This is a genomic window from Streptomyces sp. DSM 106670, assembly GCF_055792845.1.
The window spans coordinates 3938903-3962198 of record NZ_CM147704.1; the positions used below are offsets into that span (position 1 = coordinate 3938903).

Annotated in this window: 17 protein-coding genes; 8 read left to right on the forward strand and 9 right to left on the reverse strand. The window is 72.7% G+C overall.

Annotation, left to right across the window (positions count from 1 at the left end):
• The first annotated feature begins 125 nt into the window (after positions 1-125).
• Both ACSMXR_RS17445 and ACSMXR_RS17450 read left to right on the forward strand, forming a co-directional pair.
• Positions 126-5126: a DNA repair ATPase gene (locus ACSMXR_RS17445; protein ID WP_473172289.1), complete on the forward strand. Its 5001-nt coding sequence runs from the start codon at positions 126-128 to the stop codon at positions 5124-5126.
• A 40-nt stretch (positions 5127-5166) separates the two neighbouring features.
• Complete coding sequence (locus ACSMXR_RS17450) at positions 5167-7170, forward strand: NAD-binding protein (RefSeq protein ID WP_218525722.1); 2004 nt, start codon at positions 5167-5169, stop codon at positions 7168-7170.
• A gap of 35 nt (positions 7171-7205) precedes the next feature.
• On the opposite strand, the gene trpS is transcribed toward ACSMXR_RS17450, so the two are convergent.
• On the reverse strand, positions 7206-8297 hold the full coding sequence (gene trpS / locus ACSMXR_RS17455) for a tryptophan--tRNA ligase (protein WP_473172290.1): 1092 nt from the start codon (positions 8295-8297) through the stop codon (positions 7206-7208).
• Between the two features lie 289 nt (positions 8298-8586).
• Entirely contained in the window at positions 8587-8727 is a 141-nt protein-coding gene (locus ACSMXR_RS17460) for a DUF6126 family protein (protein WP_167396279.1), read from the reverse strand.
• A gap of 153 nt (positions 8728-8880) precedes the next feature.
• Here ACSMXR_RS17460 and ACSMXR_RS17465 point away from each other — a divergent pair, with 153 nt between their 5' ends.
• The 4 genes from ACSMXR_RS17465 (at position 8881) to ACSMXR_RS17480 (ending at position 14738) form a co-directional block, all read left to right on the forward strand.
• A complete protein-coding gene (locus ACSMXR_RS17465; RefSeq protein WP_473172291.1) occupies positions 8881-9972 on the forward strand; it encodes an LLM class flavin-dependent oxidoreductase in 1092 nt (363 codons plus the stop codon).
• 5 nt (positions 9973-9977) lie between these two features.
• A complete protein-coding gene (locus tag ACSMXR_RS17470; RefSeq protein WP_473172292.1) occupies positions 9978-10637 on the forward strand; it encodes an FMN reductase in 660 nt (219 codons plus the stop codon).
• Positions 10638-10774: 137 nt separating this feature from the next.
• Positions 10775-11197 (forward strand): universal stress protein, encoded by a 423-nt coding sequence (locus ACSMXR_RS17475; protein WP_137229238.1) that lies wholly within the window; start codon positions 10775-10777, stop codon positions 11195-11197.
• Positions 11198-11288: 91 nt separating this feature from the next.
• On the forward strand, positions 11289-14738 hold the full coding sequence (locus tag ACSMXR_RS17480) for an ATP-binding protein (protein ID WP_473172293.1): 3450 nt from the start codon (positions 11289-11291) through the stop codon (positions 14736-14738).
• A 27-nt stretch (positions 14739-14765) separates the two neighbouring features.
• Here the strand turns inward: ACSMXR_RS17480 and ACSMXR_RS17485 are convergent, their stop codons facing one another.
• The 5 genes from ACSMXR_RS17485 to ACSMXR_RS17505 form a co-directional block, all read right to left on the reverse strand.
• Complete coding sequence (locus ACSMXR_RS17485; RefSeq protein WP_473172294.1) at positions 14766-16040, reverse strand: MerR family transcriptional regulator; 1275 nt, start codon at positions 16038-16040, stop codon at positions 14766-14768.
• Between the two features lie 104 nt (positions 16041-16144).
• Entirely contained in the window at positions 16145-17002 is an 858-nt protein-coding gene (locus ACSMXR_RS17490; protein WP_137229244.1) for an ABC transporter permease, read from the reverse strand.
• The gene (locus tag ACSMXR_RS17495; RefSeq protein ID WP_137229246.1) at positions 16999-17970 is read right to left on the reverse strand and encodes an ATP-binding cassette domain-containing protein; all 972 of its coding nucleotides are present in this window, start codon (positions 17968-17970) and stop codon (positions 16999-17001) included. Before ACSMXR_RS17495 ends, ACSMXR_RS17490 begins: the two co-directional genes overlap by 4 nt.
• 57 nt (positions 17971-18027) lie before the next feature.
• Positions 18028-18597, reverse strand: a complete 570-nt coding sequence (locus tag ACSMXR_RS17500) for an NADPH-dependent FMN reductase (protein ID WP_218525714.1) — start codon at positions 18595-18597, stop codon at positions 18028-18030.
• Positions 18598-18730: 133 nt separating this feature from the next.
• Positions 18731-19138, reverse strand: coding sequence for a hypothetical protein (locus ACSMXR_RS17505; RefSeq protein ID WP_137229249.1), 408 nt, complete (start codon positions 19136-19138; stop codon positions 18731-18733).
• Between the two features lie 131 nt (positions 19139-19269).
• Between ACSMXR_RS17505 and ACSMXR_RS17510 the strand changes: the two genes are divergently transcribed.
• On the forward strand, positions 19270-20172 hold the full coding sequence (locus ACSMXR_RS17510) for a hypothetical protein (protein ID WP_473172295.1): 903 nt from the start codon (positions 19270-19272) through the stop codon (positions 20170-20172).
• 92 nt (positions 20173-20264) lie between these two features.
• Entirely contained in the window at positions 20265-20510 is a 246-nt protein-coding gene (locus ACSMXR_RS17515) for a DUF2630 family protein (RefSeq protein WP_030077015.1), read from the forward strand.
• Between the two features lie 104 nt (positions 20511-20614).
• On the opposite strand, the gene ACSMXR_RS17520 is transcribed toward ACSMXR_RS17515, so the two are convergent.
• Together ACSMXR_RS17520 and ACSMXR_RS17525 are read right to left on the reverse strand one after the other, a co-directional pair.
• Positions 20615-21016, reverse strand: coding sequence for an RNA-binding S4 domain-containing protein (locus ACSMXR_RS17520; protein ID WP_103507849.1), 402 nt, complete (start codon positions 21014-21016; stop codon positions 20615-20617).
• A gap of 78 nt (positions 21017-21094) precedes the next feature.
• The gene (locus ACSMXR_RS17525; RefSeq protein WP_364889163.1) at positions 21095-23164 is read right to left on the reverse strand and encodes a PhoX family protein; all 2070 of its coding nucleotides are present in this window, start codon (positions 23162-23164) and stop codon (positions 21095-21097) included.
• Positions 23165-23296 lie beyond the last annotated feature (132 nt).

Sequence of the window (23296 nt, forward strand, 5' to 3'; positions counted from 1 at the left end):
GCCCGCCAGCCCAAGGGTTCCGTCCTCAAACGCCGGACGGGCTGGATTTCCGGTTCCGCGCCACACGCCAAGAACGGGCCCACCCGGGCGGGCCGAGTCTGAAGATCACGTAGGGAGCCGTACGCATGGACAGCGACATCACCGCCACCGTCACCGCGCCTCAGGGCGGGGAGGCCGATGTGGATGCCGGTGCCTACGAGGTGCTGCGGCGGCGGCTCTCCGCGCAGGCCGGGGAGCTCGTGCGGCGGGCCGAGGCGCTCAACGTCCGGCGGACCGAGGAGTTCGGGTCGACCGGGCTGCGGCTGCTGGCCACCGAGCAGGTCCGCACCGAGCGGGCCTCCGTGCCGCGTGATCTCGTCGCCGTGGGCGGCCGGCTGCTGTTCGGGTTCGAGCGGGGGCCGGGAGCCCGTGGTGAGGCCGGGGTCGAGGACGTCCTCCTCGTACGGGACGCGGACGCGGAGGACGACGCTCCCGGAGCGGAAGGCACCCTCCTCGACGACGAGGGCTTCCGGCGCGAGTTCTCCTCCCTCCACCGCTACTTCCGCGACGCCCGCCTCCTCCGGCTGCGCCGCGTCAACGGCAAGCTGCTGGCCGTCTTCCGTACCGGCGAGAACGCCGAGGACATCCGGGTGCTGCGCTGGGCGCTCGGGGCGGACGGTTCGCCGGGGGCGTTCCTGGACGCGCAGGGCGAGCGCGATCATGTCTTTCCGCCGTCGCACGACTTCGAGTGGACCGTGGCGGGACGGGACGCCCACGTTCCGGGACGGCATCCGCACATCGCCGTCGGCAAGGGCGGCGGGCTCTTCGTCGACACGCTCGGCGGCACGCTCACCGTGAAGGTCACCGACGACACCGAGTCGCCGGACGGCATCTACGAGGAGCCCGTCGACGAGCCGTTGCAGTCGCTGGCCGACGCCGACGTCGAGTACGCCGAGGTCGGGCCGCTGGTGCTGCTGCGGGTCCGCCCGTACAAGGAGACGGACTGGCGGTATCTCGTCTTCAACTCGCTGCTCTCCAGCGTCCAGCGGCTCGACTCGATCGGGCCCGCGTGCCACCGGCTGCCCGAGGACCAGGGGATCATCTTCCCCGGCGGCTACTACCTCACCACCGGCACCGCGAAGACCTTCGACACCGCCGAGGAGCTGACCGAGCCGGTCTTCGAGGGCGCGGTCCGCTCGCCCAACGGCGAGGACGTGCTCTACGTCTTCCGCTCCCGCGACGGCCTGCGCAGCCTCCTCCTGCCCTACAACCTGATCCGCCAGGAGGTCGCCACTCCGCTCACCGGGCGCGGCCACGCGCTGCTGGACGACGGCACGCTGATCCTGCTCCGCGACAACCCGGACGGTCCGGCCCGGGTGCACCCGTTGCAGCGCTGGCAGACGCCGTACGTCTCCGACACCTACGCCGCCGCCCGGCCCGCCGGGACGGGTCCGCTCGCCCGGACCGGCAACGCCGACCTGGTGCGCGGGATTTCGGACTGCCTCGCGCTCGCGCACGGCGTTCGGGACATGACGCCGACGACCGCGGTCTACGGACAGCTCGCCGCCGACTGCGCCCGCGCCCAGGACCGCTACCACTGGCTGTCCGACCCCGAACTGGGTGCGCTGGCAGAGCCGTTGGGTGAGCTGCGGGCCACCGCACAGCAGGTGCTGGCCGAGTTCACCGCCGTACAGGAGCTGACCCGGCGGGCCGCCGACGCGCTGGAGGAGACCGCCGCGCGGATCACCGCGCTGGTGCGGCGGGTGCGGGGCGAGGTGCCCGGGTCGGCGTCCGTCTGGGTCGAGCGGCTGACCGAACTGCGGCAGGCGCACGGTCACTTGGCTACGGTCGGCGAGATGCGGTACGCCGATGTCGAGCGGATCGCCGAGCTGTCGGCCCGGACCGAGGACGACATCGCCTCCGCCGCCCAGCGGGCCGTGTCCTTCCTCGCCCGCGAGGACGCGTTCGACGGGTATCACGAGGACATCGCGGGGCTGGTGGCCGACGCGGGCGCGCTGGAGACCGTCCGGGACGCCTCCGCCGTGACCGACCGGCTGTCCGCGATGACGGAGGGCCTTGCCACCGTCACAGATGTGGTCGCCGGTCTCGACATCGGCGACGCCACGGTGCGTACGTCGATCCTGGAGCGGATCGCGGAGGTGCTGGGCGGGGCGAACCGGGCCCGCGCCACGCTGGACGCGCGCCGCCGGGAGCTGCTGTCGAAGGAGGGGCGGGCCGAGTTCGCCGCCGAGTTCGCGCTGCTCGGGCAGGCCGTCACGGGCGCGCTGGCCGCCGCCGATTCGCCGGAGGCCTGCGACGACCAACTGGCGCGGCTGTTGCTCCAGTTGGAGAACCTGGAGTCGCGGTTCGCGGAGTTCGACGACTTCCTCGCCGAGCTGGCCGAGCGCCGCACCGAGGTGTACGAGGCGTTCTCGGCGCGCAAGCAGACCCTCCAGGACGAGCGGGCGCGGCGCGCGGAGCGGCTGGCCGGGTCGGCGGACCGGGTGCTGGACACGATCGCCCGGCGGGTCGCCTCGCTGGAGGATCTCGACGCCGTCCACACCTACTTCGCCTCCGACCCGATGGTCGCCAAGGTCCGTCGGACCGCCGACGAGCTGCGGGAACTGGGCGACCCGGTACGGGCCGAGGAGCTGGACGGGCGGCTGAAGGCGGCCCGGCAGGAGGCGGGCCGCGCCCTGCGCGACCGCACCGAGCTGTACGCGGACGGCGGGTCCGTGATCAAGCTGGGCCGCCACCGCTTCGCGGTGAACACCCAGCCGTTCGACCTGACGCTGGTGCCGTCCGGGGACAGCCTCGCCTTCGCGCTGACCGGGACCGACTACCGGGCCCCGGTCACCGACCCGGAGTTCGCGGCGGCCCGGCCGTACTGGGAGCAGCTGCTCCCCTCGGAGAACGCCTCCGTCTACCGGGCCGAGCATCTGGCCGCCCGGCTCCTCGACGAGCACGGGGCCGGACACCTCGCCTCGCTCGCCGACGCCGAACTGGCCGCTCTCGTACGGGAGTCGGCTGCCGAGGCGTACGACGAGGGGTACACGCGGGGCGTCCACGACGAGGACGCCACCGCGATCCTGGCCGCCCTGCTGCGGCTGCAAACGGACGCCGGGCTGCTGCGCCACGAGCCGGCCGTCCGCGCGGCGGCCCAGCTCTTCTGGGCGTACGGCTCCGAGGAAGCACAGCGCACCTCCTGGACCAGGCGCGCGGTCTCGCTGGCCCGGGCCCGCGACACCTTCGGGCTCGCCCCGGCCATCGCGGTGCTCCAGGAGGAGTGGGCGTCGGCGATCGGCTCCCCGTCGCCCACCGCACCGGCCCACGCCGTCGCCGCGTACCTCTTCGAGGAGCTGACCACCGGGCCCTCCGGGTTCGTCGTGGGCTCCCCGATCCGGGCCTTCCTGGAAGCCTTCCACCGGGCGGCGGGCCCCGACGCGTACGCGGACGACCTCGCGGCCCTCGGCGACGACCTGGCCGCGCGCCGGCAGCTCGTGGAGGGCTGGCTCGCCCCGTACGCCGAGGCCACGGGGGCGGAGCTGGGCGACGGCGATCTGGCGGAGGCCGTGGCGGTGGAGCTCTGCCCGGAGCTGGAGCGGTACGCCTGCGACGCCCCGCTCACCGAGCGGCTTGAGGGCCTCCTCGGCGATCACCCGCGCATCGCGGGCGGCGGGGTCCTCACCGTACGGATCGACGAACTCCTCGCCCGTACGGCCGAGTTCCGCAACGACACCGTGCCCGGGTTCCGCGCCTACCAGCGGCTGCGCACCTCGCTGGTGACCGCCGAGCGCGGGCGGCTGCGGCTGGACGACCACCGGCCGCGCGTGATGTCGGCGTTCGTCCGCAACCGGCTGCTCGACGAGGTGTATCTGCCGCTGATCGGCGACAGCCTGGCCAAGCAGCTCGGCACCGCCGACGCCGACCGGCGCACCGACTCGCAGGGCATGCTGCTGCTCGTCTCGCCGCCCGGCTACGGCAAGACGACGCTGATGGAGTACGTCGCGGACCGGCTCGGCATGGTCCTCGTCAAGATCAGCGGTCCGAACCTGGGCCACGACGTGACCTCCCTCGACCCGGACCAGGCCCCGAGCGCCACCGCCCGGCAGGAGATCGAGAAGATCAACTTCGCCCTGGAGGCGGGCAACAACACGCTTCTCTACCTCGACGACATCCAGCACACCTCGCCCGAACTGCTGCAGAAGTTCATCCCGTTGTGCGACGCCACCCGCCGTATCGAGGGCGTGCGGGACGGCGAGCCGCGCAGCTACGACCTGCGGGGCAAGCGGTTCGCGGTGTGCATGGCGGGCAACCCGTACACCGAGTCCGGCGAGCAGTTCCGGATCCCGGACATGCTCGCCAACCGGGCCGACGTGTGGAACCTCGGCGAGGTCCTCAGCGGCCGGGACGACGTCTTCGCGCTGAGCTTCGTGGAGAACGCGCTGACCGCCAACCCGGTCCTCGCCCCGCTGGCCGCCCGCTCCCGGGACGATCTGGCGCTGCTGGTGCGGCTGGCGGGCGGCAGCGACCCGGCCGCGCGCGCGGAGCACCTGGAACACCCGTACAGTGCAGCCGAGTTGGACCGGATCCTGGCCGTGCTGCGCCATCTGCTCACGGCCCGGGACACCGTGCTCGCGGTGAACGCGGCGTACATCGCCTCGGCCGCGCAGACGGACGCCACGCGCACCGAGCCGCCGTTCCGGCTCCAGGGCTCCTACCGCAACATGAACAAGATCGCCGAGCGGATCGTGCCCGTCATGAACGACGACGAGCTGTCCGCCGTCGTCGAGGACCACTACGCGGGCGAGGCCCAGACGCTCACCACCGGCGCCGAGGCCAACCTGCTGAAGCTGGCCGCCCTGCGTGGCACGCTCACCGCCGGACAGGCCGAGCGGTGGGCGGCGATCACCGCCTCCTACGTCCGTACGCAGGCGCTCGGCGGTCCGGACGGCGACCCGATGACCCGGGCGGTGGCCGCGCTCGGACTGCTCGCGGACCGGATCGCGGCGGTCGAGACGGCGATCCAGCGGGCGGCGGACCCCCGGCACCTGCTGGCGGGCCCCCAAGGAGGGGCCAACGGCGGGGCGGTCAACGACCGGCCCGCACCCGGCCGTCGTGCGAAGATCACCAACACTCCACACTGATCGGGACCGATCGGGAAGACCGAGCCGGAAGGATCACGGCATGCTGGGTTTCGTGCCTCCACTTCCTCAGCAGCCGGGACGGCCGCCGTCCGCCGGCCACATGATCGTCTGCGGTGACGACGCCCTGGCGCGCCGGCTCGCCGTGGAGCTGCGCTTCGTCTACGGGGAGCGGGTCACGCTGCTCCTGCCGCCGGGCCGGGACGCGAACAGCCCGGAGACGCCGCTGACCCAACGGGGGCGGGCGGCCGCCCTGTTCGGCCGGATGTCGGCGGCGATGAACCGCGCGGGCAACGGCGGCGGGACCACCGGGGGCAGCGGCGACACCAACGCCGGGGTCGAGGCCGTCCGCATCATGGAGGCCCCCGAGCCCTCCGACGACGTACTGGAGGAGGCGGGCGTCGACCGGGCCGCCGCCCTCGCGCTCGTCTACGACGACGACGAGCGCAACATCCGTGCCGCCCTGACCGCCCGCCGCCTCAACCCCCGTCTGCGGCTGGTGATCCGGCTCTACAACCGCAAGCTCGGCCAGCATCTGGAGGAGCTGCTCGACCAGGCGGCGGCGGTCGCCATGCCCGGCATCGATCCGGCGCTGCTGGACGCCTCCACCACCGTCCTGTCCGACGCCGACACCGCGGCCCCGGCCCTCGCCGCGACCGCGCTGACCGGCAGCAGCAAGATCATCCAGGCCGAGGGGCTGCTCCTGCGCGCCGCCGAGCGTCCCCCGCCCCGCTCCGGCGAGCGGGCCGACCCCGGCCTGTGCACCCTCGCCCTGCTCTCCTCCACCACCAACGACCCGGCGGGCGCGGAGGGTTCGGACAGCAGCGGCGACGAGGCCCCGCAACTGCTGCCCGACGAGAGCGCCATCGCCGCCGCGACCGGCCGGGGCACGGTGGTCCTCGAAGCGGTCAGCCGGGCCGACCCGGACCGTCCGGCCACCCGCATGGGCGGCCGGGGCGCCCCGCTCTCCCAGGTCTTCTCCCGCAGGCTGCGCTGGTCGGCCCTCGGCGTGGCGCTCGCGGCCCTCGCCCTGGTGGTCGCCTCGCTCCTCACCACCGAGGACAGCCTGATCCACTCCACCTATCTGACCCTGCTCGACCTGCTCGGCATGAACGACCCGTCGGAGGACGGCACGACGGCCCGGAAGGTCATCCAGCTGCTCTCCGGCGTCGCCGGGCTGCTCCTGCTCCCACTGCTGCTCGCCGCCGTCCTGGAGGCGTTCGGCACCCTGCGCACCGCCTCCTCGCTGCGCCGGCCGCCGCGCGGTCTGTCGGGGCACGTGGTGCTGCTGGGGCTCGGCAAGATCGGTACGCGCGTCCTCGTACGGCTCCGCGAGCTCGACATCCCCGTGGTCGTCGTCGAGGAGGACCCCGAGGCCCGGGGCATTCCGCTGGCCCGCTCGATGCATGTGCCGACCGTCATCGGCGACGTCACCCAGGAAGGCGTCCTCGAAGCGGCCAAGATCCGCCGCGCCCGCGCCCTCCTCGCGCTGACCAGCATCGACACGACGAACCTGGAAGCGGCGCTGTACGCCCGCTCGGTGAAGCCGGACCTGAGGGTGGCGCTGCGGCTGTACGACGACGAGTTCGCCACCGCCGTCTACCGCACCCTGCGCACCGCGCACCCCCAGGCCCTGACCCGCTCCCGCTCGGTCTCCCATCTGGCCGCGCCGTCCTTCGCGGTCGCCATGATGGGCCGCCAGATCCTCGGCGCGGTCCCGGTCGAGCGCAAGGTCATGCTGTTTGCGGCCCTGGAGGTGGCGGGGCACCCGCAGTTGGAGGGCCACACGGTCGAGCAGGCGTTCCGGGCGGGCGCCTGGCGGGTCCTGGCCATCGACGCCACCCCGCCCGCCGACCGCAACCCGGACCTCGCCGCGATCCCGCCGTACGACCCGGAGGGCGACGCGACGCCGCCGCCCTCCGGCCTGGTCTGGGACCTGCACCCCGGATACGTCCTGCGCGCCCAGGACCGGGTGGTCATCGCCGCCACCCGCCGCGGCCTCGCGGAGCTGCTGCGACGGCAGCGGTCGGTGGTGCCGGGGCGGTAGAGGCTGGTCCACGGGCGGGCGGTTCGCGCGACCGACTACCGGAACGCGCCCATCGCCTCCCGCACCTCGTCCAGCGTCGCCTCCGCCAGCGCGTTCGCCCGCTCGTTGCCCGCCCGGAGCACCGACCGCACGTACGGCAGGTCCTTCGCGTACTCCGCCCGCCGGGCCCGGAAGGCGGCCAGGTGGCCGTTGACCGCGTCGGTCACCGTCCGCTTGAGAGCGGCGGCTCCGCCGTCGCCGATCTCCGCGGCGACCTCGTGCGGGTCCCGCTCCAGGCAGAGGGCGGCCAGCAGCACCAGCGAGGAGACGTTGGGGCGGGCGTCGGGGTCGTAGGTGATGTGCCGGTCGGCGTCCGTGGTCGCGCCCTTGATCAGGCGGGCCGTCTCGTCGGCGGTGGCGCCGAGCGGGACGGAGTTGGCCCGGCTCTTGCTCATCTTCGTGCCGTCCGTGCCGAGCAGCAGGGGCGCGGCGGAGAGCAGGGTCTCCGGTTCCGGGAAGACATCGCCGTACCGCTCGTTGAAGCGGCGGGCGATCGTCCGGGTGACTTCCAGGTGGGGCGCCTGGTCCCGCCCGACCGGTACGAGGTTGCCCTTGCAGGACAGGATGTCGGCGGCCTGGTGGACCGGGTAGGTGAGCATCAGCCCGCTGACCGTGGACTGCCGGGAGTGCGCGATCTCGTCCTTGACCGTGGGGTTCCGGTTCAGCTCCGCGACGGAGACCAGGCTGAGGAAGGGCAGCATGAGCTGGTTGAGCGCGGGGACGGCGCTGTGGCAGAAGACGGTGGACCGGGCGGGGTCGAGACCGAGGGCCAGATAGTCCAGGACCAGCCCGTCGGTGTACTCCCCCAGCCGGTCCGCGATGTCCCGGTCGGTGATGACCTGGTAGTCGGGGATGAGGACGACGACGTCCACGCCGAGGTTCTGGAGGCGCACCCGGTTGAGCAGCGATCCGAAGTAGTGGCCGAGGTGAAGGGCGCCGGTGGGGCGGTCCCCGGTGAGGACCCGGAAGCTGCCGGGGTCCCGGGCGATACGGCGCTCCAGCTCGGCGGAGGCGGCCGGGGCGGGTGCGGTGGCGGTGGGCGCTGTGGTGGTGGCGGTGGATGCGGGGGCGGGGGCGGTGCTGGTCATGGGATCGGGTCTCTCCTCGCGTGGATGGTGCGTGGAGGACGGCCCCGCCGGTGAGCGCCGCTGCGCTTCGTCTCCGTTTCCGCGCCGTACGAGATGCCGTACAAGGTGCCGTACGAGGGCAGCGAAAAGGGCCGTCCATGTCGAACGGCCCTGGTTCCGTGCAGATGCTGTGGCCGCTCCTATGAGGAGCGCCACCAGTTTCGGCACGGGACGGAGGTCATGGCTTCACTATAGAGGGGTCCGCTTCCCGCAGGAGGCTCTTCCTGCGCGGGCCGCTTCCTGCGGGGGTCTACTTCGGCGCGTGCCCGCCCACGTAGAAGAGGAGCCAGATGAATCCGGCGAACAGGTGCGTCGCGAAGACATAGACGAAGACGCGCAGGAACACTCCGCGCGCTTTCCACTCCTCGCTGTTGCTCTTCAGCTCGCTCACCGTTCCAGAGTACGCCCGCCCGGGAAGAGCTCCCGGCCGCGCGGAATAGGACGGAGAGGGGCCCCGTTGTAGGGTGTAGTTCAACGTTCAACCAAATCGGTCAGGGCCTCCGGATCCCCGGATCCCCGGCCGGGACTCAGGAAGGCGGACGCCATGCAGTTCGGGATCTTCACCGTCGGAGACGTCACGGCCGACCCGACCACCGGCCGGACCCCCACCGAGAACGAGCGGATCAAGGCGACCCTGGCCATCGCGCAGAAGGCCGAGGAGGTCGGTCTGGACGTCTTCGCGACCGGCGAGCACCACAACCCGCCGTTCGTCCCGTCCTCCCCGACGACGACCCTCGGCTACATCGCCGCCCGCACCGAGAAGCTGATCCTGTCCACCTCCACCACGCTGATCACCACCAACGACCCGGTGAAGATCGCCGAGGACTACGCCACCCTCCAGCACCTCGCGAACGGCCGCGTCGACCTGATGATGGGCCGGGGCAACACCGGACCGGTCTACCCGTGGTTCGGCAAGGACATCCGCCAGGGCATCCCGATGGCCATCGAGAACTACGCCCTGCTGCACAAGCTGTGGCGCGAGGACGTCGTGGACTGGGAGGGCAAGTTCCGTACGCCGCTCCAGTCCTTCACCGCCACCCCGCGCCCACTGGACGGCGTCCCGCCGTTCGTCTGGCACGGCTCCATCCGCTCGCCGGAGATCGCCGAGCAGGCCGCGTACTACGGCGACGGCTTCTTCCACAACAACATCTTCTGGCCCATGGAGCACACGAAGAAGATGGTCGACCTCTACCGGCGCCGCTACGCCCACTACGGGCACGGCACCGCCGAACAGGCCATCGTCGGGCTCGGCGGCCAGGTGTTCATGCGCAAGAACTCGCAGGACGCGGTACGGGAGTTCCGCCCGTACTTCGACAACGCGCCGGTCTACGGCCACGGCCCGTCCCTGGAGGACTTCACCCGCGAGACCCCGCTGACGGTGGGCTCCCCGCAGGAGGTCATCGAGCGGACGCTGACGTTCCGGGACGCGGTCGGCGACTACCAGCGCCAGCTGTTCCTGATGGACCACGCGGGGCTCCCGCTGAAGACAGTGCTGGAGCAGCTCGACATCCTCGGCGAGGAGGTCGTGCCCGTCCTGCGCAAGGAGTTCGCCAACCTGCGGCCGGCCGGTGTGCCGGAGTCCGCACCCGTCCACCCGGCGGTCGCCGCCGCCCGAGCCTCCGGAAAGGAGAGCTGACCCCGATGTTCGCCACCACCCCGCTGCGCATCGTCGCCGTATCGGCCGGGCTCAGCCAGCCGTCCTCCACCCGGCTGCTGGCCGACCGGCTGGCCGCCGCCACCCGTGAGCGCCTTGCGGCCGACCAGGACCGAGGCGTCGAGGTTCGCGTCATCGAGCTGCGCGATCTCGCCGTGGACATCGCGAACCACCTGGTCAGCGGCTTCCCCTCGGCCGGACTGCGGGAGGCGATCGACGCGGTGACGGAGGCCGACGGGCTGATCGCGGTGACGCCCGTCTTCACCGCCTCGTACAGCGGACTGTTCAAGTCGTTCTTCGACCTGATCGACCACACCGCGCTGACCGGCAAGCCCGTCGTGATCGCCGCGACGGGCGGCACGGCCCGGCACTCGCTGGTCCTGGAGCACGCGCTGCGCCCGCTCTTCGCCTATCTGCGGGCCGTCACCGTGCCCACCTCCGTCTACGCGGCGTCGGAGGACTGGGGCTCCTCGGGCGACGAGTACACCGAGGGCCTGCCGTCCCGGATCCGGCGCGCGGGCGGCGAGCTGGCCTCCGCGGTCCTGGGCCGTACGGTCTCCGGGGCCTCGCGGACCCTGGGTCTGGACGACGGGGAGGACGCGGTCGTCCCCTTCGAGCAGCAGCTCGCGGACCTGCGGCTGGACTGAGGGCGGGCTGGCGGTACAGGGGCGGGTCATGGCCCACGGGGCGGGTCATATCGACCCGCCCCGATTGCCCTATTTGATTACAGTGAGACAGGGCGCTGTACCGAGCGCGACCGAGCACGACCGAGCTGGAGGCAGATATGGGCAGGATCGTTGTGGGCGTCGACGGCTCCGATTCCTCGATCAAGGCACTGCACTGGGCCGTGCGCCAGGCCGAGCTGACCGGCGCCACGGTCGAGGCCGTGAACAGCTGGGAGTACCCCGCCACCAGCTGGGCGTCGATGATGCCGGGCATGCCGGAGGACTTCGACCCGCAGGCCCTGGCCACCGTCTCCCTCACCGAGGCGCTGGAGGAGGCCCTCGGCGCCGAGGGCGCCGCCGCGGTCAGCAAGATCGTGGTCATCGGCAATCCCGCCCAGGCCCTGCTGGACCGCGCCCGGGGCGCCGATCTGCTCGTCGTCGGGGCCCGCGGCCACACCGGTTTCAAGGCCACCCTGCTGGGCTCGGTCAGCCTCCATGTCACCCAGCACGCGCCGTGCCCGGTGACGGTGGTCCGCGACTGACGGTCGCGGAGGCTGTTGCGCGCGCGGCCCCGGGAACCAGCTCGCGGAGAAACGAGGGGCCGTTGTCAGTGGCTGCTCCTATCGTGTGGTCATGACCCCTGCTCTCTTCGGGCGCGACCACCCCGTCGGCGTACTCCGCTCGGAGATCGCCCGGGCCACGGACAGCCACGGCGGTCTCGTGCTGGTCACCGGCGAGGCCGGGATCGGCAAGAGCACTCTGGTCACCGACGCCGCGCACGAGGCGCGGCGGCGCGGGGCGCTGGTGGTCGGCGGTTCCTGCTGGGACTCCGACAACACCCCGGGCTACTGGCCCTGGGTGCAGGTCCTGCGCGGTCTGCGCCGGTCCGCCACGGCGACGGAATGGGCGGCGGCCCAGGAGGCGTCGGACGGCCGGCTCGCCGTGCTCCTCGGCGATCCGGTCAGATTCACCACGGGCGGCTCGGACGGCCCGGGGCCCAGCACACTGTCGGTCCCGGGAGCGGCGGCCGGAGGCCCGGGCACCGGTGCGGCCCAGGGCGGCGAGCCCGGCACGGCGACGGGCACGAGCCCACCGGGCGGCGGTTCACCCGGGCACGGCGCTCCGGGCGGCGGTTCGCCGGAGGGGCCCGAGGCCTTCGGGCTCTTCGACGCGGTGACCACGGCCCTCGTCACGGTCTCCCAGAGCCGGCCGCTGGTGGTCGTCCTGGACGATCTGCACAGCTCCGACCCGGCCTCGCTGCGGCTGCTCGAATTCGCCGCCCAGCACGCCTGGTTCGAGCGGCTGCTGTTGATCGGCACCTACCGGGACGTCGAGGTGGAGGCCCCCGGGCACCCGCTCCAGCAGCTGATCCTGCCGCTGGTCTCGCGCGCCGCCGCGACGCTCACGCTGACCGGCCTCGGCCGGGACGAGGTGGGCGCGCTGATGACGGTGACGACGGGCCGTGAGCCCGCACCGCAGCTGGTCGACGAGGTCCACCGGCGCACCGGCGGCAACCCCTTCTTCGTCGAGCAGACCGCCCGGCTCTGGCACAGCGGGGCCCCGGTCTCCACCATTCCGCCCGGTGTACGGGAAGCGGTCCGGCAGCGGCTCGCCCTGCTGCCCGAGCCGGTCGTCGCCCTGCTGACCAGCGCCGCCCTGCTCGGCCGGGAGTTCCGCCGGCAGGTCCTGGCCGTGGTGCACGGTTCGCCGGTGCCCCATGTGGAGCGGCTGCTGGAGTCGGCCGTCGTCGCCCGGGTCGTCGTTCCCCGCCCGTCCGGTCAGTACGCCTTCGCCCACGACCTGCTGCGCGAGACGCTGTACGCCTCGCTGGACGACGCCGGGGCCCGCGAGGCCCATGCCTCCGTCGTACGGGCCCTGGACGCGCACGGCGGCATCGGTGACGCGGTGGGGCCCGGCGAGCTGGCCCGGCACGCCCACCTCGCGGGCGGGGCGCTGGAGCGCGACCGCCGGATCGACCTGCTGCTGGCGGCCGCCCGGGACGCCTCGGGACGCCTGGCCGACGAGGAGGCCGTCGGCCACTACCGACGCGCCCTCGCGGTGGCCTCCGGCGAGGATCCCGACCTCCGGCGGGCCGCGCTGATCGGTCTCGACCTCGCCGAGCAGCTCCGGCACGCGGGGGAGAGCGCCGAGGCGCAGCGGCTGCTGGACGGGGCGGTCGCCCGCACCCGGGAGCTGGACGACCCGGAGCTGCTGGCCCGGGTGGCGATCACCCTCTACCGCGACGGCTCCATGGGCGGCGGCCGCGACGCCTCCACGAGGGACCTCCTCGTCGGGGCGCACCGCGGACTCACCGGCAAGGAGGGCCAGGAGAGCCTCTCCGACGACCGGCTCGCCCAGGAGCTGGCCATCAACATCATGGCGCTGGCCCGGAGCGGCTCGGACGACGAGGCGCTCGCCTTCTCGCTCTGGGCGCGCCACGACTCCGTGTGGGGCCTCGGCTCGGCGGTGGAGCGGATCGAGCTGACCGACGAGATGACCGTCATCGGCCGGCGCACCCGGCACCAGGACATGGAGCTGCACGCGACGTCGATGCGCTGGGTGGCGCTGCTGGAGCTGGGCGACCCGGCCTTCGTGGACCAGTACCGTACGTTCGTCCGGCTCGCCGAACAGAGCGAGCTGCCCCGGTTCGCCCTGGCCATCGCCGTCGACACCAGTCTGATCGCCTCCCTGCAGGGCCGGTTCGCCGAGGCGACCACCGCGCTCCGGGACGACGCGCTCGACCCGGAGAACAACGACCACGCGGCCTTCGGCTTCATGGGACACCACCTGCACTGGGCGCTGCATCTGCTGCAGGGGCACTTCGCCGAGGCCGAGGAGGTTCTCAGCAAACTTCCGGCCTCCGGGTACCCCTACCCCGGGCTGCTGGAGTCGGTCACGGCGGTGGAGCAGGGCGACGCGACGCCCGCGCTGCGCCTGATCGCCGAGCAGACGGACCGCGACGGCCCCTATCCGCGGGCGTTCATGCCGCTGTGGCTCCGGCTGCTGGCCCAGACGGCCGCGGTGACGGGCGACCGGCGCCTCGTCGCCCGCGCGGAGGACGAGCTGACCCCCTACACGGGCCAGTGGATCGTCTCGCTGTACGGGTGCGACATCGGCGGCCCCGTCGACCTCTGGCTCGGGATGCTCGCCGCCGCGCGCGACGACCAGGACGCGGCGGTGGCGGCGCTCACCGAGGCCGCCGCCTCCTCGGACCGCCTCGGCGCCCGCCCCTGGGCCGTACGCGCCCGGCTCGGCCTGGCCCGCGCCCTGCTCGCCCGCGCCGGTGCGGAGTCCGCCGGTGGCAGGAGTGGCGGCGGTGCGGAAGGTGGCGGTGTCGCGGAGGGTGGCGGTGACGTGGGGCGGGCTCGGCGGCTGCTCGGTGAAGTGGCGCGGGAGGCGGGCGAGTTGGAGCTGCGTCACCTGGAGGCCGAGGCCTCGGCCCTCCGTACGGCCCCGCCCACCGCTCCTCGCACCGTCGCCGCCTCCTCCGGCTCCGCCGCTTCCGCCACGGCCGGGACCGCCGCCTCCGCTCCCGCCACCGCCGAGTTCCGGCGGAACGGGCCGGTGTGGCAGCTGCGGTGGGACGGGGTGACCGTGCATGTCCCGGACGCCAAGGGGCTGCGGGACCTGCACAGTCTGCTGGGGCTGCCCGGCGCCGACGTCCCGGCGGTCCGGCTCCTCGCGCCCGAGGGCGGGGAGCTCGTCGTCGCCGCCGGGCAGCTCGGCGGCGACCCGGTGCTCGACGAGGAGGCCAAGCGCCGCTACAAGGAACGCCTGGCCCGGCTGGACGCCGAGATAGACCGAGCCGCCGCCCGGGACGACACCCGGCAGGTCGAGACGTACGACCGGGAGCGGCAGGCCCTTCTCGACGAGCTCCGCACCGCGGCGGGGCTCGGCGGCCGGACCCGGCGGCTGGGCGACCAGACCGAGCGGGCCCGCAAGACGGTCACCGCCCGGATCCGCGACACCCTGCGCAAGCTGGAGACCCTGCACCCCGCGCTGGCGGCCCATCTGAAGGCCTCCGTGACGACCGGGACCACCTGCGCCTACCGCCCCGAACACTCCCCCGACTGGCGCCTCTGACCCGAGCCGCCCCTTCTCCCGGTCCGGCTACTCCTCCCGTTTCTGCTCTTGCTCCCTCTCCTGTTCCTCGACGACGACGTCGGCGACGGCACACGCCACGTTGTCGGGCCCGCCCGCCTCGCGGGCCAGGCCGGCCAACCGGCGTACGGCCTCCTCCGGATCGTCCGCCGCGACGACCGCCGCCCTCAGGTCCGCCTCGTCCACCACCGCCGACAGGCCGTCCGAGCAGAGCAGATAGCGGTCCCCGGCCAGCACCTCCTGCAGGCGGACGTCGGGACGGGACGCCACCGCGACCTGGGCGGACCGCGCCTCGCCGACCAGGGCCTTCAGCAGCAGTGCGCGCTGCGGGTGGGAAGCGGCCTCCTCCCGGCTCAGCGAACCTTCGTCGATCATCGACTGGACCAGGCTGTGGTCGTGCGTGATCCGGAACAGCTCACCGCCCCGCAGCAGATACGCCCGCGAGTCCCCGATGTGGACGAGCCCGAGCCGCGACCCGGTCCACAGCATCGCGGTGAGCGTGGTCCCCGAACCGTCCGGGGCCGCACAGGACGCGACCGCATCCCGGACCGCCCGCGAGGCGGAATCCGCCGTGTCCTCCAGGGCGTTCAGCAGATCCGCGGCGGACGGCGCACCGTCCCCGGAGCCCCACGCGGAGGGCTTGAGCGCCTCGATCGCCGCCGCACTCGCCTCGGCCCCGCCCTCCCCGAAACCGTCGGCGACCGCCAGCAGCCGGGGCCCGGCGAACGCCGCGTCCTGGTTCGCCGTACGCACCGCCCCGGTATCGGTCAGCGCGGCGCACCGGATCGCGAGGGACCCCGCCCCCGCACTCCCGGTGCTCCCCGTACCGCCGGTGTTCCCCGTGGTGCCTGTGCTTCCCGTAGTTTCTGTGCTTCCCGTGTTCCCCGTGGTGCCCGGTATCCGCGCCATGGCCCTGCCTTCCGCTGACAGATGGTCGACGAGGTACATCGCCAGATCGCGCCGGGCCGCCGTCTCGGCCTCCACCCGCGCCCAGTAGGCCCGGATCTCCACCGCCGCGGCGCCCGCGTCGAGCGCGACGACCCGGCCGATCCGGCTCAGCGGCATGCCGATCCTGCGCAGCCACGCCACGAGCCGGGCCTCCTCCGCCTGCGCCGGGTCGTAGTACCGGTAGCCGTTCACCGGGTCGACCAGGGCGGGCCGGAGCAGGCCCAGCTCGTCGTAGCGCCGGAGCGCCTTGGCGGAGAGCCGGGACAGCCGGGCGAACTCCCCGATCGTCACCAGCTCCCCGCTCGCGGCGCCCACCGCGCGGCCTTCGCGTTCCACCCCGTACCTCCTCGTACCGGGCGCTTCCCGCCCGGCCCCACCGATGCTGGGGCTTCCCCCGCGGGGAAGGTCAAGGATGCCTGCGCGCGTGGGTCCGCCGTCGGTCACTTCCGGTTGTAGAGCCGCATCGTCACCACGCCGAAAACCGTCATGAGCACCCCGGCCCAGCCCAGCGACCAGACGATGTCGGCGGCCGGCCAGTTGCCCGCCATCAGCTCACGCACCGCCGTGGCCAGGTGGGTGACCGGGCTGTTGTTCACGAAAGCCTGGAGCCAGCCCGGCATCGTCTTCGGGTCGACGAAGACATTGCTGAGGAAGGTCAGCGGGAAGATCACCATCATGCTGACGCCCATCACCGACTTCTCGGAGCGCAGCAGCAGACCGAACATGGTCCAGATCCAGGAGAACCCGAACGAGAACACCACCAGCAGGGCGATGCCCGCCAGCACACCGAGCACACCGCCCTCCGGCCGGAACCCGATGATCATGCCGATGGTGAGCATCACCGCCGAGGCCAGCAGATAGCGCAGGACGTCGCCGAGCAGATAGCCGACCATCGGGGCGGGCCGCCAGATCGGCAGCGTGCGGAACCGGTCGAAGACGCCCTTGGCGATGTCCGTGTTCACCGCGACACCCGTGTACATCGTGATCATCACGACGCTCATCACCATGATGCCGGGCAGCAGGAACTGGATGTACTCCTCGGTGGAGCCGGCCAGCGCCCCTCCGAAGAGATACGTGTACATCAGGACCAGCATGATCGGGAAAGCCGTCACATCGAAGAGCTGATCCGGCACGTGCTTGATCTTCAGCATGGCGCGCCAGCCGAAGGTCACCGATGCCGACAGCGCGCTGGGCCTCGGCGGGCGCTCGTGGCCCACCAGGAGCGCCGAGAGGCGTTCCCGGTCCGGCGCGGCGAGCTCGACGCCCTCCAGCTCCGTCTTGGCGGTCGCGGTGCTCATGCCGCCACTCCCTTCTTGTCCGTGAGTGCGAGGAAGACCTCGTCGAGGCTGGGCTGTCCCAGCGAGAAGTTGTCGACCGTGATGCCGGACCGGGCCAGCTCGGCCAGGGCGCGCCCGGCCTGTTCCGCCGCGCCCTGCTCGGTCCGCTGGCCGTCGACCCGGGCGGTCAGCGCCACAGGGTCCGCGTCCAGCTGGACCTCCGCGTTCAGCGCGAGCGCCAGCACCCGCTGGGCCTCGGCCCGCTGGCCGGCGTCCCGCAGCCGCAGATGGACGGTGCCGGCGCCGACGGAGGCCTTGAGCTCGCCCTTGGTCCCCTCGGCGATGACCTTGCCGTGGTCGATCACCGCGATACGGGAGGCCAGCTGGTCGGCCTCGTCCAGATACTGGGTGGTCAGCAGCACCGTGGTGCCGAGGGCGACGACCGCCCGCACGATGTCCCACACCTGGTTGCGGCTGCGGGGGTCGAGTCCGGTGGTCGGCTCGTCCAGGAACAGCACGTCCGGGGTGTTCAGGATGGACGCGGCGATGTCGATGCGCCGCCGCATGCCTCCCGAGTAGTTCTTCACCTGCCTGCCCGCCGCTTCGCTCAGCCCGAAACCGTCGAGCAGCTGGGCCGCCCGGTCGCGGGCCGCCGGCTTGGAGTGCCCGAGCAGCCGGCCGAGCAGGACGAGGTTCTCCGAGCCGGTCAGGTCCTCGTCCACCGAGGCGTACTGCCCGGTCAGGCTGACCCGGCTGCGGACCGCGTCGGCGTCCTTCACGACGTCCTTGCCGAACACCCGGGCTGTGCCTCCGTCGGGGCGCAGCAGGGTCGCGAGCATGCGGACGGCGGTGGTCTTGCCGGCGCCGTTGGGTCCGAGGACGCCGTAGACGGTGCCGGTGGGGACGGCGAGGTCGATGCCGTCCACCGCGCGGTTGTCGCCGAAGACCTTCACCAGCCCCGTGGTCTCGATGGCCAGTTCAGTGCTCATGATCCATTCCTTGTGGGTCGTCGGTGGACGTCTGCGAGCTGCGGCGGGCCCGGCGGCTCACGAGACGTACGGGCGGACGGCGCGCGCCTCGCGCAGGGCCCAGCCCCACCAGCCGAGCTGGTCGAGCATCAGGCCCACGGACCGGTCCCGGCCGCTGTCGCCGGGGTGGCCCTCCAGCGGCTGCCGGAGGAAGTCGAGCGCGACCCCGTTCCTCAGGGTCACCGTGTGCAGCTCGGTGAAGACCGAGCGCAGCTGCTCCACGGCGTACAGCCCGGCGGAACCGTGTCCGTAGCTCACGAAGGCGACCGGCTTGGCCTGCCACTCCTCGTACGCGAAGTCGATGGCCTGCTTCAGCGAGGCGGGGAACGAGCGGTTGTACTCCGGGGTGACCACGACATAGGCCTCGGCCCTGGCGATCTCCCCGGTGAACTCCGTCATCTGCTCGGTCGCCCGCCCCGGGTAGTGCACGGGGAAGTCGAAATCGGCGAGATCCAGCACGGCGAGGTCCAGCTCGCTCCGGCCCCGGGCCCGCTCCATGAACCAGCGGCCGACCGCATCGCCGATGCGGCCCTCGCGGGTGCTGCCGATGATCACCGCGACCCGCAGCGGAACACCGTCCGTCGTCATCGCCCGCTCCTCCTCCCGCGTCCCGGGGCGCTTCGCTCCCTCACCTCTTGGGCGCCAGACGCGGGGGCGCGGCCGCCAGATCGAATCTGGCGGCCGCGCACGCGGTCACGGGAGCCCGGACGCCGGACGGGCCTCAGGTCTCCCGCGTGTAGAAGAGGTAGAACGAGACGACGAGGACACCCGCCCCGACCGCCAGGCCCAGCCCGGTCGACCGCAGCACGCTGGTGTCGGTGAGACTCACCAGGAAGCCGATCGCACACGCGGTCAGCGCGCCGTACGCGGCCGCCCGCAGCTCGCGCGGCAGGGAGTGCTGGATCCGGCCCAGCGCGAAGCAGAGAGCCGCCAGGGCGATACCGGAGACGAACCCGAGCAGGACCTGCCCGCCGGTGCTGGGGCCGCCGTCGCGGCGGATGAACGCCGCGTAGAACCCGTAGATCACACCGAGCACCAGAGGCAGGGCCCAGGCGAGCTGGGTGTGGTGGCGGGTTCGCGCATGCGCGCGGGCGCCCCTTCGGCCGGGCATGGCTGCGTGTGTGGCCATCGCGGACAGCTCCTTCCGTCGCCCCCGTCGCACGCCCCCGTTCCTCCAGAGCACACCCGCCCGCGCGACCCGGCAACTCGAATGGCGTACGGCCCGGAGCGGCCCGGCCCCGTACGGGATTCCCTGGAGGAGTGCGGACCTCTCCCTCGGCGACCTCGTCGATCTCGGCAGCCTCGGCGGCCTTCTCGGCACTCCTGCTCGTCCTGCTCGCCGTCCTCGTGCCGTTCGGCGCGCTCTCCGCCTGGGTCGACCTGGAGATCGACGACACCGACCGGTACGTCGCCGCCGTCTCCCCGCTCGCCTCGGACCCGGCGGTGCGGACCACCGTCGCGGACCTGGTCACCGAGGAGGCGATGCGGCAGATCGATCTCGGCCCGCTCCAGGACACGGTCCGGGAGTTCCTGCACGAGTCCGTACGGTCCTTCACCACCACCGAGGCCTTCCAGCAGGCCTGGGACACCGCGAACCGGGCCGCGCACCAGGCGGTGGAGGCCGCCCTGGACGGCGACAGCGGGGAGGCCGTGACGATCGACCTGGCCCCGGTGATCGAGCAGGTCAAACAGGACCTGGTCCGTGACGGGGTGCCGTTCGCGGATCGGATCCCGGTCGAGCGGACGGAGATCACCGTGCTCGGCCCCGGTCAGGCCGACGACCTCAGGGACTCGTTCCGGTGGCTTCGCTCCTGCAGCATCTGGCCGGCGGTCGCGACGCTGGTCCTGCTCGTCCTGGTGGTGGGCATCGCGACCGTACGGCGTGGGCTGCGGGCCGGGCTGTGGGCCACCGCGGTCGTGGGCGCCGGGTTCGTGCTCGGCGCGGTCCTGCTCCGGGTGCTGGTCGCGGTCGGCCGCAGCCGGGTGCTGGACGAGGTGCCGGGCAGCGACCGGGACACGGCCGCCGCGGTCTTCGACGCCCTGACCGACTCGCTGCGGACCACGGTGTGGGTGGTGCTGGCGGTCGGCGCGGTGCTGCTGGTGGGGGCGGTTACGGCGCGGGTGCTCCTGCGGAACAGGACGTCCTCGGCCGACGTGCGATGAGGCGGTGACCGGGTGAGAGTGGGATCCGTGGCCGTCACCGGTCGACGACCGCCACCGGGCCACCACCGCCACCACGACCCGAAAGAGGCGTCATGGCCGACCAAGACATCTTCGAGAACATCGACGAGCTGGTCTCCGAGGAGCGCGACCTGCGCGACCGCTCCGTGGCGAAGATGGGCCTGTCCACGGACGAGAAGGCCCGGCTGCGGGCGGTGGAGGTCCAGCTCGACCAGTGCTGGGACCTGCTGCGCCGACGGCGGGCGCTCAGCGAGTACGGCGAGGACCCCTCGACGGCGAAGGTCCGACCCGCCGACGAGGTGGAGGGCTACCAGAGCTGAACCGGAACGGAACCAGAACTGACCGGGCCGGCGGATCCACGGCCCGAAGCGTGCTGGTGGTGACCGCCGTCCGGTGTTTCACGTGAAACACCGGACGGTGCGTGTCAGCTCTCCGGCGGGCGCCCCTGAAGACGTTCCATCTCCCGGCGGTCGCGCTTGGTCGGACGGCCCGCGCCCCGGTCCCGTACCGGAACCTGGATCGCGATCTCGCGCGGCGGCGGGGGCGGGCTGTTGTCGACGAAGCACTCCACGGCCACCGGCGGGCCGACCCGCTTCTTCACGATCTTCGAGACGACGACCACCCGGTCCCGCCCCGCGTGCCGGAGCCGCACCTCGTCGCCGACCCGTACGGCCTGTGCGGGCTTGGCCCGCTCGCCGCCGACCTTCACATGTCCTGCCCGGCAGGCGGCGGCCGCCTGGGCACGGGTCTTCGTCAGCCGGACCGACCAGATCCACACGTCGACCCGGACGCTTCCCTCCGCCTGCGGCGCGTCACCGGAAACCATGGGTCCGACTGTAATGCGGACCGGGCGACGGGCGGGAGCCGATAAAGCCCCCGTCCGCCGCCCGCGTCCTGCCGGGACTCACACGCCGATGTCGCGCCCGTCCTTGCGCCAGACGGCGACGACCGAGGGACGGACGATCCTGCCCGGTCCGTCGGGCCAGACGCTCGCCGGCTTCTCCACGGAGGCCCCGTCGATCTCGCCCGGGTGCTGGACCGCGACCAGGACACGGCGGTCCTGGATGACCGGGCCACAGGTCTCTGCCCCGGTCGGGACGGTCAGGAACTGCTTCAGTTCACCGCGCCGGTCACCGTGGGTCGCCACGCCGAACAGCCCGTCGTGCGAGCCGAGCGCGTTGCCGTCCGTGGAGATCCACAGGTTGCCGTGGGCGTCGAACGCCACGTTGTCCGGGCAGGAGATGGGGCTGACCCGCTCCTTGGGGAAGCCGGAGAAGTACGTCGACGGGTCCTCCGGGTCGCCCGCCACGAGGAACAGCCGCCAGGCGAAGCCGTCGCCCGCCGGGTCGTCCCAGTTCTCCGCGAGCTCCAGGATCTGCCCGTGCTTGTTGCCGTTGCGCGGGTTCGCCTCGTCCGCCGCGGCCTTGCCCTCCTTGCCACGGTCCGAGTTGTTGGTGAGCGCCACATAGACCCGGCCGGTGCGCGGCGAGGGCTCGACGTCCTCGGGGCGGTCCATCTTGGTCGCGCCGACCTTGTCACCGGCGAGCCGCGTGTAGACGTACACCTCGTCGGCGGTCATGCCCGGCACGTGCGAGGTGGTGCCGGTGGCCAGCGGGATCCAGACGCCGCTGCCGTCGAACTCCCCGTCGTTCGGCAGCTTTCCGGTGCCGTCGATCTCGGTGACCGGCGAGTCGCCCGTCAACTTGGCGACGTACAGCGTGCCCTCGTCCAGCAGCGTCAGGTTGTGCTCGCGGGCGGCCCGCGAGTTGCCCTTCTTCATCCGCCTGCTGGAGACGAACTTGTAGAGGTAGTCGAACTTCTCGTCGTCGCCCATGTAGACGACCGGGCGGCCGTCGGAGGTGAGGCGGGGCTGCGCCGCCTCGTGCTTGAACCGGCCCAGCGCGGTCCGCTTGCGCGGGGTGGAGTCCGGGTCGTACGGGTCGAGTTCGACGACCCAGCCGAAGCGGTTGGCCTCGTTGGGCTCCTTCGCCAGGTCGAACCGCCGGTCGAACCGCTCCCACTTGCGCTCGGTGGCGCCGGTGCCGATCCCGTACCGCTTGTGCATGTCGGTGTTGCCGTTGGCGAAGTACTGGTTGAAGTTCTCCTCGCCGTGCAGCGTGGTGCCCCACGGAGTGGTGCCGCCCGCACAGTTGTTGAGGGTGCCGAGCACCTTGCGGCCCGTGCGGTCGGCGGACGTCCGCAGCAGCGGGCTGCCCGCCGCGGGGCCCGTCACCCGGAACTCGCTCGTCGCGGTCAGGCGGCGGTTCAGCGGGTGCCGGTTGACCGGGCCCAGCTTTCCGGTGCGGTGCTCCTCCTGGACGACGACCACGGAGAGTCCGTGCGCCGCCCAGGCGATCTCCACCTGTTCGCGGGTCGGGTTGGCCGGATCGTAGCCGCGGAACATGAGGATCTCGTCCGTGTACTCATGGTTCGCGACCATCACCTGCCGCCCGCGCTCACCGCGCAGCGGGAGCAGGGAGAGGAAGTCGTTGTTGTAGCCGAACTGGCCCGCCTGCGCCTTCGCCGTCTGCTTGTCCGGGTTGAAGGCGGGCGCGCCGCGCAGGATCGGCTCGCCCCAGCGGATCACCACGTTCTGGGCGTACCCGTCGGGGATCGTGACCTTGTCGTCCTTGTTGGGGGCGACCGGCGAGAACCGCAGGCCGCGCGCCCCGGACGGGGCCGGTTTATGGGGGTGGCCCGGTTTGTTCCCGTGTCCGGCGAGCGCGGCGGCCTCGGCCCGCGGGGCGCTCGGGCCGGTCAGGGCGGCGGCCCCGGCGGCGGAGGCGACGGTGACCACGGCGGCGGCGCGCATCATCGAGCGGCGCGACACGGCTCCGGCGATGATGTCGCCGGCGTACTCGTTGTCGCTGGTGTTGGGCGTCTCCTTGAAGCAGGCGTCGCCGCAGCGGAAGCGGCAGGTCAGCGCGGAACGCCCACCGGGATGCGAGCTGATGAACGGCAGCAGATTGCGCACGTGGATTCCCTCCGTCTGGTGTCGTGCGTGACGGTAGGTGCGCCTCCACGCGGTCCGAGGGACTCCCGGTGAACGGCGGGTGAAGTCCGGGCCACCGCTGTGCCCTTGGGGGTCGGCGGTGGACACCGTCGT